The sequence below is a fragment of the bacterium genome, from assembly GCA_004322275.1.
Lineage (GTDB): Bacteria > Desulfobacterota > Deferrisomatia > Deferrisomatales > BM512 > SCTA01.
Genome location: SCTA01000032.1, coordinates 1 through 11,377, shown reverse-complemented (window position 1 = coordinate 11,377; position 11,377 = coordinate 1). Strand labels below are relative to the sequence as shown.

The following is an 11,377-nucleotide window of genomic DNA, read 5'->3' as shown; positions in this document are numbered from 1 at the left end:
GCGGCTAACACACCCTACGGCTCTCGACGTTTATCAAAAGCCTCCTGGTTGTGTCATCTCTTCGCCTGAGACAAAGAAATAGAGTTCTCCGGCGGGCAGTACCCTCGCCGCGGGGAACGGACTCTCTACGGTTCCACGGTCCTTTTCTATTTCCCGGACAATCCCCTCCTTCTCCCTCCCGCAGAGAAAAAGGACGCACCGCGCGCGGTTAATAACCGGAAGGGTCAGGGTGACGCGGTCCACGGGGGGATTCGCGAGAGGATAGCTCACCGGCAGAGCCCACCTTTTGGTTTCGCCCAGCGCCGGATGGCCGGGGAAAAGCGAGGCGGTGTGGCCGTCGCTACCCACGCCGAGAAGGACGAGGTCGAAGACCGGAAAGCCGCCGAAAAAACCGGCGAGTTCTTCTTCCCAGAGTTTCGCCGCCGCTTCCGGCGAGGGCGCGTCAACCGGAGGGCGGTGGATGTTCCCCTCGGGTATGGGAACCTTCGAGAGAAGCAGCCTTTCAGCCATTCCGGCGTTGGCGGCGGGGCCGCCGCGCGGCGTCAGCCTTTCGTCCGCCCAGAAAACGTGGGTCTTGGCCCAGGGAAAAGCTTCAACCCTCTCTTTTTTGGCGAGATATTCGTAGAGCAGCCGGGGCGTGTTCCCTCCGGCGAGGACCAGAAGAAACCTTCCCCTTTCGGAGACGCTTCGCGCCGCTCTCCCGGTTATGAAATCCGCCGCCGCAAAGACGAACCGTTTATTCGTGGGAAAGCGTCTTACGGTTCTCAGAAACTTCGCCATACCCTGCCGTCTCTCCCCAGAAGCACGTCCGCCGCATCGGGGCCGCCCGACCCCGCCGGGTAAGTTCTGAGACTGCACTCCTTTGTGCCGGCGTCGCTGGCCTTCCAGGTGTCGAGAAGGCCGGTGAGGATGGACCATGCCGATTCTATGCCGTCGCTCCTGACGAAGAGAGTCTGGTCCCCGAGCATTACGTCGAGGAGGAGCCTTTCGTAAGCCTCCGGAGGCTCTTCGCCGAAAACCGAGCGGTAGTCGAAATTCAGAGTGAGCGACCCCATGCAGAATTTAGGGCCGGGGCGCTTGGCCTCGATGGTGAGGGAAATCCCCTCCTTCGGCTGCACTCCGAGGACGAGGACGTTCGGGGAAAGGCCGCCTTCGTCCTCCTCTTTGAAAAGCGAGTGGGGAACGGGCTTGAAGATCACCGCTATCTCGCTCAGTTTTCTTTTAAGCCGCTTGCCCGAGCGGAGGTAGAACGGGACGCCCGCCCAGCGCCAGTTGTCGATAAGAAGCTTCATGGCGACGTAGGTTTCGGTCTCCGAATCCGGCGCTACGCCCTCCTCCTCCCTGTAGCCCCTCACCCTCTCTCCCTCCACCTCGCCCGCCTCGTACTGCCCCCGAACGATCTGCTTGCGAAGGAGGGCGGGTTCTTTGGGAAAGGGTCTTATGCTCTGGGTAAGCTTTACCTTTTCGTCCCGGTAGCGGTCGGCCCGAAAGTGGGGGGGCGGCTCCATCGCGACCAGAGACAGAAGTTGGAACATATGGTTCTGGAACATGTCCCGGAGGCACCCCGCGTCGTCGTAATAACTCCCCCGGTGCTCTACACCCAGCGCTTCGGCGGCGGTTATCTGGACGTGGTCCACATGGTTCCGGTTCCAGACAGGCTCGAAGATCGCGTTCGCGAAGCGCAGCATCAGGATGTTCTGCACGGTCTCTTTGCCAAGGTAGTGGTCTATCCGGTAAATCTGCCGTTCCAGAAGGTAGCTCTGAAGCTTCGCGCTGAGGGCTATCGCGCTCTCCAGGTCTCTGCCGAAGGGTTTTTCAACCACGACCCGCTTCCAGTTCGAGTTGTCCTCCGCTTCCATAGTCAGGCCCGTTTCGCCCATCTGGGCGATTATCGGCTCCTGTAAAGCCGGAGGGACGGCGAGATAATAGAACCTTCTGTTGCCGGTCTTGTGCGCCCCGTCGAGGCCGCCAAGCCTCCCCGCCAGAGTCCAGAAAAGGTCGGGGTCGCGGTAATCGCCCGGCGCGTAGTAGCAGCGTTCGGTAAAGGCGGCGAGCTTTTCCTCGCAGGATCCTTCACCGAAGGCGAGGAGCTTTCTGAGGCTTTCGCGGAAAGAATCGTCGTTTTTCGGGCTGTCGCCGTAGCTCAAAACCCCGGCTACGTAAAAATCCTCCGGCATCAGCCCCCGGCAGAAGAGGCGATAAAGGGAGGGGAGGAGCTTTCTGTTCGCGAGATCGCCCGACCCTCCGAAAATGACTATTCCGCAGTTCTCGGGCCTGGTCTCGACGCAGTGGACCTCGCGGAGTTCGGCCAGAAGGCGAAGCGCGTCTTCCAAGGTTTCACTCCCCGCTCTTGTACTTGTGCCCGCCGAACTCGTGGCGAAGCGCGGAGAGGAGCCTGTTTCCAAAATTCTCCCCGTCCCCGGAAGCGAATCTCTGCATGAGGGAGGCGGAGATTACGGGAACGGGAACCCCGAGTTCAGCAGCCTCGGCGACGGTCCAGCGCCCCTCGCCGGAATCGGACACCTTGGGCGAGACGCCGGAAAGGGTGGGATTTCCCCCCAGCGCCTCCGCCGTAAGATCCAGCAGCCACGAACGTATTACCGTGCCGTGCCGCCAGATATTAGCCACCTCTTCGAGGTCGAAGTCGAATTCTTTTTTGGCGAAAAGGAGGTTGAACCCTTCGGCGTAGGCCTGCATCAGCCCGTATTCGATGCCGTTGTGGACCATCTTTACGAAATGGCCCGCCCCGGCGGGCCCGACGTGGCCCCAGCCTTTGTCCGGCGCGGGCGCGAGGTCGCGAAGCACGGGTGCAATCCTGTCGATGGCGCTTTTTTCTCCTCCCGCCATGAGGCTGTAGCCGTTTTCAAGCCCCCACACCCCTCCGCTGACGCCCACGTCCACGAAGAGAATCTCTTTTTCCGCCAGTTCCTTCGCCCTTTGCATTGAATCCCTGTAATGGCTGTTTCCCCCGTCGATTATGAGGTCCCCGGGGGCAAGAAGGGCCGAGAGCTTTTCAATGGTCTCGCCGGTGGGAGCCCCTGCGGGAAGCATAAGCCAGACCGCCCTCGGCGGGGCGAGTGTATTCACCAATTCGGCAAGGCTCCGGGCCGCAGCCGCGCCCTTGGCCGCCGCCCCCCTAACAGCGTCAGCGCTCGCGTCGTAGCCGGTCACCCTGTGGCCCCGCCCCAGAAGACGCCCTGCTATCCCTCCGCCCATCCTGCCAAGACCCGCGATGCCGATTTCCAATTTGGCTCTCCCTTTAACGGATTATGGTTTCCCTGCTGACTCCGGCTGTCTTTGGCTGTTTTTCGCTACGCGACTTTGCATGGCTGGAATTATACTCCCCCGGAGTTTTTTGTTTAGCTGCGCACAAGTTCTTTTTGGGGTATTTTGGGAGCCTGTATTGCATGGTCATGGGAAACGTCCGGTTTTTCAGCTTCGAGAGAGCAATTTCGTAAGTTTTTGATCGAGGAATGACAATTATGCAACACCGCTTACCCAAAAGCCGCCTCCCGCTAACAGCCCTCTGGATTCTTTTCCTGCCCGCCCTGGCTTCGGCGTCCGGCTCGGAGGGTGGAGGGCTCGGCGAGGTGCTTCCGCTCTTCAGCGGCGTCCCCTTCGCGGGAATACTTCTCTCCATCGCGCTCTTTCCCCTTCTGGCCCCCCGCTTCTGGCATCACCATTTCGGCAAGGTGACGGCGTTCTGGGGACTCGCGCTGGTCATCCCCTTCCTGGCCTCTTACGGCGGCAGCGGCCTTTACGAGGTTATCCACGTCTACCTCGCGGACTACGTGCCCTTTATAATCCTCCTCTGGGCGCTCTTTTGCGTCTCGGGGGGAATTCTGGTCAGCGGAAGCCTCGCCGGAACACCGGTTGTCAACACCACGATGCTCCTTCTCGGCACCTTCCTGGCTTCCTTAATCGGCACGACGGGCGCGGCGATGCTGCTGATACGCCCCTTCCTCCGGGCTAACTCCTGGAGGAAGCGAAAAGCCTGGCAGGTCGTCTTTTTCATCTTTCTCGTCTGCAACGTGGGCGGTTCCCTGACCCCGCTCGGCGACCCGCCGCTCTTCCTGGGTTTCCTCCACGGGGTGCCCTTCTTCTGGACTCTGGCGCTTCTGCCGCTGATGCTCACCGTTTCCCTGATCCTTCTCGCGGCCTTCTTCTTTACCGACAGCTACTATTACAAAAAGGAAACCGCCCCTCCGGTGAGCTGCTCCATACCGCTTCGCATCGAGGGACTCCACAACGTTCTTTTTCTTCTCGGCATTGTCGGAGCCGTGCTGGTCAGCGGTATCTGGCATCTTGGGGAGGTAAACATCTTCGGCGTTCACCGCCCGGTGGCGGACCTTCTGCGCGACGCGCTCCTCATCGGCCTCGGATTCGCCTCCCTGAAGACGACGAATCGCAGCATAAGGACAAGAAACGAATTCAGCTGGGCGCCGATAATCGAGGTGGCGATACTCTTCGCGGGCATCTTCGTCACGATGATACCGGTCATACTGATTCTGAAGGCGGGAACCAAGGGCGAGATGGCCTTCATCGTCGAGGCGGTCAAGTCTCCGGCGCACTTCTTCTGGGCTTCGGGGGCGCTCTCCAGCTTTCTGGACAACGCGCCGACCTACCTGGTCTTTTTGAACACCGAACTGGGTAATTTCTTTCCCGGCATGGCCGAGCGCGAAGCCATAACCGCCCTCATTCGCGACAACGGAGTCTACCTGAAGGCGATTTCGGCGGGCGCGGTCTTCATGGGCGCGAATTCCTACATCGGAAACGCCCCCAACTTCATGGTCCGCTCGATAGCGGAGGAAACGGGAGTGGAGATGCCGAGCTTCTTCGGGTACATCTTCAAATTCTCCCTGCCGATACTGATACCCTCCTTCGCTCTCGTCACTTTCATCTTCTTTATGTAGGAGAAACAAAGATGAGACCCCTGCGGAAACTGCTCTTCCCCACCCAGTTTGAAAGCCTTGACTACTCTTCCCTCGAAAAGCTCCTGCCGCTCACGGTAGCGGGGCTTCGGGAGGTGGTCTTTTTATATGTGGTAGACCGCGACGAGGTGGGTTTCGTCCCCTACGGCGGCTTCGACAAGGAGCTTGCGAAGGAACTGAAACTGAAGGCGAACCTGAAATTCGAGGACTGGGGAAAGGAACTGGAAGCCAGGGGGCTCAAATGGAAGGCGGTAGTGGAGATAGGAAATCCCGAACCCAGGATAATCGAGGTCGCTTCGCGCGAGGAGGCGGACGTTATCGCTGTCGGCAGGCACCTCGGCGCGCTCGACTCGCTTATACCCTCCGGCACGGAGTTCGGTATTCTCCGCGATTCTCCCGTTCCGGTTCTCTTCCTCGTTTCACCCGAAAACTGCGAGGAGGGAGAAGAGCCTCTCCTCGGCCATATACTCCTGGCGACGGATTTCTCGCCCCATGCGGGCGAGGCGCTTGATTTCATGGAGGGATTACAGGAGGCGGCGGGCAGGGTTTCGCTGCTTCACGTCATCGAGGATTGCGACTTTGACGCTGTCTCGAAGAGCGGGGAGCCGGTGTGCGAGGCCGAGTGCAGGGAGCCGCTGGAAACCGCCGAAAAAGGACTTCGCGCCAAAGGCTTCGACGTCGAATCGCACCTTCTCTACGGCGACGCGGCAACGGAAATACTTCGCTTCGCCCGCGAGCGCGGCGTTACGCTGATAATAGCCGGGTCCAGGGGGAAGCGCACCTTCGAGGAGTATTTTACCGGCTCCGTCTCCACGAAAATAGCCGAAGAGACTAATATTCCGGCGCTGTTTGTGCCGCTTGGCGGAGAGAATTAGTAATGGTGTGTTAGCCACGCAAACAGCGTAACGCACCACACCTTCCCGTCATTCCCACGCAGGCGGAAATCTATTCCCCCCGTCATTCTCGACCGAAAGGTCGGGAATCCAGAGAATATGAGTTTTTGCTCATATTTTCTGGATTCCCGCGCGTTGCGCGAGAATGACGGGAGGTGTGATCAGTCGGAGATAAAGTCCAGCCTAAAGCGCAATTTAAGCAGATTCTGAAAAGATTTGACTGCCTCGAAGCCGATTTTCAGGCTCATTTTTTCGATGTTGTTGAGTTCGTCAAGGTTTATGAAGTTGGAGGGAGGCTTTCCAGCCTCTATCTCGCTTATCTGGCTTCGGAGACGCACCGTCGAAAAGAAGTTGAAACTCGTGAGGAGATCGGCTCCGTCGCCGCGTGACAGAGAGCCGCTCTGGCAGAGCAGGTCTATCTTTTCCCGCGTCCCGCCGGTCAGAAATCCCCCCTCAAGGGCCAGAACCTTGATTCCGTCGCTTATGGGAAATATTCCGCCGCTCTTTACGTCCAAAAGCCCCTTGTGCTCCCCTTCCTTTTTCAGTTTGAGCTTGCCGAAGATGCCGAGGGGCGGCTCGAAATTGACGACGTTCTTGGCCATGTGCGCGAGAAAGATGGCGTTTTCGCTTCCCCGCCTGATTATGTGTTCCTTGATCCTAAATTCGAGATTCGGATCTCCGTAGACGGTGCGAACGTCCGAAAACATGCTGTAATGGAGGATGCTGTCGTGGCTCGGGACGGCTATCCATTTGTCGACGACGGATTTCCACTCGCCGAGGCTCCTTCTCCAGGGAGGGTTTTTCGCCATCGTCCCGCCGGGACAGGGCGGAACGCCCACCTCTATAAGAGAATCCACGAGTTCGTTTGAAAAGGAGGCTATCTCCGAGACCTGGGCCACGGTCAGATCGTCCGCGTAGATTATCGCGTTGTCCTGATCGGTCTTCAGGGTCTGCTCCATCCTGCCTTCGCTGCCCAGAGCTACGAAGGCGAACCCTCCAGGCAGGTTTCTGAACCTCTCTCTTTTCAGAATCTTTATTATGCGAAGAAGAAGGGAGTCGTTCATGTGGGCGATGAGCCTGACTATGTCGGGAGTTTTTACGCCGGTCTTGTGGAGGGAGATGACCAGCATGGTTATCTCCTTTAAAATCTTCTTCAGGTCATCGATGGACTGGGCGTGCTCGATGTCCCGTATCAGGAACTGGGGGGTGTTGGCCTGAAGGCGCAGGATATCCGAATCCGTAATGATGCCGCACAGTCTTCCGCCGGGATCGACCACCGCGATCCTGTGGATCTTGTGCTTGCTCATCTTGTAGACGGCCTCGAAAAGGTCGTCGTCTTCCTCTACAAAGACGAGAGGAGAGCTCATGACGTTCTCGGCGGTTATCTCTCTCGCGTCGGCTCCCACCAGTATGACCTTGTTCCGCAGGTCCTTGTCGGTGATTATTCCAACCGGTTTTTCGTCCGAGACGACCACCAGGCTTGAGACGTTCTGGTCGACCATCTTTTGAGCGACCATTGCCGCGGTGTCTTCCAGAACGGCGGTCTGCATCCGCTTCTGGCAAAACTCCCGGGCCTTTATAAAGAAGACGTTTCCTTGTTCCATGAACTCACTTTTTGAAAGGAAAAGAAAAGGGCGTACCGGATAGTACGCCCTTTTCAACTAAAAGTTAACCGGTGCCAAGGCCGAAGCCCTGATAATTACTCGGCGCCGATTCCGAGGTAGGTGCGAAGCTTCTCGTCTTCAAAAGCTTCTTCCGCGCTGGGCTCGCTGGTCATCAGGGAGACAACCCAGCCGACGAGGAAGGAAGCGGTCATGGAGATGATCGCGGGGTTCTTCATCGTCCAGACCTTGGGATCGTTGGCCAGCCAGCCGAAGAGGCTGACGGAAACGGGCTTGCCGTCGGCGCCGGGGAGCGTGAACTTGAAGACGTCGCCCCAAACCGTGGAGCTGGCGAAAATCAGCCCGACGGAGAGGAAGGTGCCGACGAGAACCGCGGAGACCGCGCCTGCGGTGGTGAACTTCTTCCACAGAATCGACATGATGAGGGCCGGGAAGTTCGCGGAACAGGCTATCGCGAACGCGAGGCCGACCATGAAGGCGACGTTCTGGCCCTTGAAGAGGATGCCCAGAAGGATGCCGGCTACGCCGAAAACCATCGTGGCTCTCTTCGCCATCTTCATCTGCTCTGCTTCGGTTGCATGGCCCTGCTTGATGACGCTGACGTAGATGTCATGCGAGAAGGCGGAGGCTCCGGCCAGGGTGAGGCCCGCGACGACCGCGAGGATCGTTGCGAACGCGACGGCGGCGATAAAGCCCAGGAAGGGCGTGCCGCCGAGGAGTTCCGCGAGCATGGGAGCGGCCATGTTGCCGCCCTTGTCGATAGCGGTGATGACTGCGCGGCCCAGCATCGGGGTGCCGTCGGGGTTGGTGGCCTTGATAAGAGCGGAAGCGCCGAAGCCGACGATGGGGATTATGCAGTAGAAATAACCGATGAAGCCGGTCGCGTAAAGAACGGATATGCGGGCGGCCTTCGCGTCGGGAACCGTGAAAAAGCGCATGAGGATGTGCGGGAGGCCGAGGAGACCCAGCATCAGCGCGAGGCCCAGCGATATCGCGTCGATCGGGTCCTTGACGAGACCGCCGGGTTCGAGGGCGGACTGACCGTACTGCTTGGCGACTTCCATGTAGAGGTTGCCGGGGTTGAAACCGAACTTGGAGAGAACGAGAACGGTCATGATCGAGACGCCGAAGAGAAGCAGGCAGGCCTTGATGATCTGGACCCACGTGGTCGCGAGCATGCCGCCGAAGAGAACGTACATCAGCATGACGCAGCCGACGATGATTTCGGCGACTTCGTAGGGGATGCCGAACATCAGCTTGATCAGGTTGCCGGAGCCGACCATCTGGGCGATGGTGTAAAAAAGAACGGTAAGAATGCCGCCGATGGCGGTGGCTATGCGGACGGGCCGCTGTTTGAGGCGGAAGGAGAGAACGTCGGCGAAGGTGAACTTGCCGAGGTTACGAAGCGGTTCCGCGATGAGGAACATGAGGGCGGGCCAGCCGACCAGCCAGCCTGTGGCGTAGATCATGCCGTCGTAACCCTTGAGGGCGACGAGGCCGGCTATGCCGAGAAAGGACGCGGCGGACATGTAGTCGCCGGAAAGCGCGAAGCCGTTCTGAAGGGCGCTGACCGAACGGCCGGCGGCGTAGAACTCGCTCGCAGTCTTGGTCTTTTTGGCGGCTACGTATGTGACGTAGAGGGTGGCCGCGACGACTATGAAAAAGAAAAATATCGCTGACCCGGTTGGCTCGCCAATCGAAGTCTGGATTCCTGTAGGCATATCGATCCTCCTTACTTAAGCAGCTGGTCTTTAAGACGCTGGACTTCAGGGTCATAGACCTTGTTGGCCCAAACGACGTAAATGACCGTGAGTATCCACGAGAAAACGATAACCGCCACGCCCAGCGGGATGCCGATGGGAGTGACTTCGCCGATCTTCGTGGAGAGGAATGCCTTGTTCCAGCCGATGAGGGCGATATACCCGTAATAAATGATGAACAGGGCTATTGTAAGAATGATGGATACGGACCATCTTTTGGCGACAAGCCGCTTGAAATCGGGGGATTCCAGCAACTCATGTGTTGATTTTTTGGCCATTTCAGCCTCCCATAATCAGTGCCCGTGATATTACGTCCGATTGAATAAAGACAAAATTTATGATGTTCGTGTTCCAAGGCAACAACGTCGGCCCAAAAAATCTTTTAAAACCTCCTTTCATGTCCAAGGGCTGGCCCTTATTTCCCTCCGCTCTCCCCGGCCCACGGGCTCTGGTCAGGGGCGGGAACGGCGGGAGAATCGGGCCATTATCTTTGCCTATCTAGAGACAAATATAAAACGTTGTCTCGTTTTGGTCAAGATGTTTTTCATCCACGTTCTGCCAAAAAGACTAATGCGCTTTATTTCCCTTATTTTCCGGGCTTTTTTTAGATTAACACTCATAAAACGTAATTTTCTCGCCAACCCGGAATCGTATTAATTGTGAATTCATTCTCAAGTTTGCCACGCCAAACGGTTTTGGCAAGGTTTTAAAGAATTCCAGCGGGGGAAAAACAAAAGGCGGGATAGGTTTCATGACCTATCCCGCCTCCTATACTTTTGTATCATGGCGCGAAATCCGCGCCCTTTTCTTAAACTTGATTTTAAATGCGGCTTACGCAGCGAGGAGCATCTCTATTTCTTCCTCGATGATCTGATCCAGTTGGTGTTCAGTGGGCTGAATAAGGCCGCTGGAGGAGGATAGCCCGTAAGCGGTCTCGATGAGTTGAAGCGTTTTTTTCACGCCGGAATGGAGCGCGATTACCGTCCGGTGCAACTGGACCGCCAGTTCCCGCGCCCCCTTCTCCTGCTGGCAGCCTGCAATCGCATGAAGGCGAAGGACCTTCAACTCCTGCCCCGCGTCACGGGGATTGTCTTCCAGAATGCGAAGAGCGCCCTCATAGTCCCTTTCCCGGAGCTTCAAAAGCCCCATGGCATTCTGGAAAATTTCCCTGTCCTTAGGGCGTTTCGCCGCCTGTAGGCCACTGCTGAAAATCTCTTCAGCCCGCGCGAATTCCTTTTTATCCAAGGCAATCATGCCAAGCAGGTGAAGATCGTAGAAATCATTCACTGAAAGCAGCGAGGAAGGCACCGGGACCAGATCCAGCACTTCGTTAAAACGCCTTCGCTTGCGCAAAAGATTTGCAAGGCCGTGGCGAGGTATCCTGTCTCTGGGCCAGCGCGCCGCCGTCTGCCGGTAGAGGGCTTCCGCTTCCTCCAGCTTGCCCTGTTTCTGGAGAGTGTCCGCCAGTCCGGCGTGGGGCACGGCATTATCGGGCCAACGCGCCGCAGCCTGCCGGTAGAGGACTTCAGCTTCCTCCCACCTGCCCTGTTTCTGGAGAGTGTCCGCCAGTCCGTTATGGGGCACGGCATTATCGGGCCAACGCGCCGCAGCCTGCCGGTAGAGGACTTCAGCTTCCTCCCACCTGCCCTGTTTCTGGAGGGTGTCCGCCAGTCCGGCGTGGGGCACGGCATTATCGGGCCAACGCGCCGCTATCTGCCGATAAAAAACTTCCGCTTCCTCCAACCTGCCCTGCTTCTGTAGGGTGTCTGCCAAGCCATTTTGGGCTACAACCTCATTGGGCCAACGCACCGCCGTCTGCCGGTAAAGGGCTTCCGATTCCTCGTACCTGCCCTGCTTCTGGAGGGTATCCGCCAAACCGCATTGAGCCACGACGTTATCGGGCCAACGTGACGCCGTCTGCAGGTAAAGGGCTTCCGCTTCCTCCCACCTGCCCTGTTTCTGGAGGGTGTTCGCCAGTCCGTTTCGGGCCACGGCATTATCGGGCCAACGCGCCGACGCCTGCCGGTAAAGGGCTTCCGCTTCCTCGTACTTGCCCTGCTTCTGCAGGGTGTCCGCCAGTCCGTTGTAGGTCACGGCGTTATCGGGCCAACGCGCCGCCGTCTGCCGGTAAAGGGCTTCAGCTTCCTCGTACCTGCCCTGTTTCTGAAACG

Annotated in this window: 9 protein-coding genes; 2 read left to right on the top strand and 7 right to left on the bottom strand. The window is 58.1% G+C overall.

Annotation, left to right across the window (positions count from 1 at the left end; genetic code table 11):
- Positions 1-33 precede the first annotated feature (33 nt).
- The 3 genes from pgl to gnd are packed head-to-tail and all read right to left on the bottom strand — an operon-like array spanning position 34 to position 3,246.
- Entirely contained in the window at positions 34-780 is a 747-nt protein-coding gene (gene pgl / locus EPN96_09325; GenBank protein ID TAL16323.1) for a 6-phosphogluconolactonase, read from the bottom strand.
- On the bottom strand, positions 765-2,333 hold the full coding sequence (zwf, locus tag EPN96_09320; GenBank protein TAL16322.1) for a glucose-6-phosphate dehydrogenase: 1,569 nt from the start codon (positions 2,331-2,333) through the stop codon (positions 765-767). The genes pgl and zwf overlap by 16 nt, the downstream gene beginning before the upstream one ends.
- A 4-nt stretch (positions 2,334-2,337) precedes the next feature.
- On the bottom strand, positions 2,338-3,246 hold the full coding sequence (gnd, locus tag EPN96_09315; GenBank protein ID TAL16321.1) for a decarboxylating 6-phosphogluconate dehydrogenase: 909 nt from the start codon (positions 3,244-3,246) through the stop codon (positions 2,338-2,340).
- Positions 3,247-3,482: 236 nt separating this feature from the next.
- On the opposite strand from gnd, the gene EPN96_09310 reads away from it, so the two are divergent.
- Entirely contained in the window at positions 3,483-4,913 is a 1,431-nt protein-coding gene (locus EPN96_09310) for a sodium:proton antiporter (GenBank protein ID TAL16320.1), read from the top strand.
- Between the two features lie 11 nt (positions 4,914-4,924).
- Positions 4,925-5,806 (top strand): universal stress protein, encoded by an 882-nt coding sequence (locus EPN96_09305; protein ID TAL16319.1) that lies wholly within the window; start codon positions 4,925-4,927, stop codon positions 5,804-5,806.
- 179 nt (positions 5,807-5,985) lie between these two features.
- Here the strand turns inward: EPN96_09305 and EPN96_09300 are convergent, their stop codons facing one another.
- The 4 genes from EPN96_09300 to EPN96_09285 all read right to left on the bottom strand — a co-directional run.
- Positions 5,986-7,428, bottom strand: coding sequence for a CBS domain-containing protein (locus EPN96_09300; protein TAL16318.1), 1,443 nt, complete (start codon positions 7,426-7,428; stop codon positions 5,986-5,988).
- A gap of 95 nt (positions 7,429-7,523) precedes the next feature.
- Complete coding sequence (gene actP / locus EPN96_09295) at positions 7,524-9,167, bottom strand: cation/acetate symporter ActP (protein TAL16317.1); 1,644 nt, start codon at positions 9,165-9,167, stop codon at positions 7,524-7,526.
- An 11-nt stretch (positions 9,168-9,178) separates the two neighbouring features.
- On the bottom strand, positions 9,179-9,484 hold the full coding sequence (locus EPN96_09290; protein ID TAL16316.1) for a DUF485 domain-containing protein: 306 nt from the start codon (positions 9,482-9,484) through the stop codon (positions 9,179-9,181).
- 553 nt (positions 9,485-10,037) lie between these two features.
- Positions 10,038-11,377: tetratricopeptide repeat protein (locus EPN96_09285; protein TAL16315.1), on the bottom strand; the 1,340-nt coding region annotated here is incomplete at its 5' end.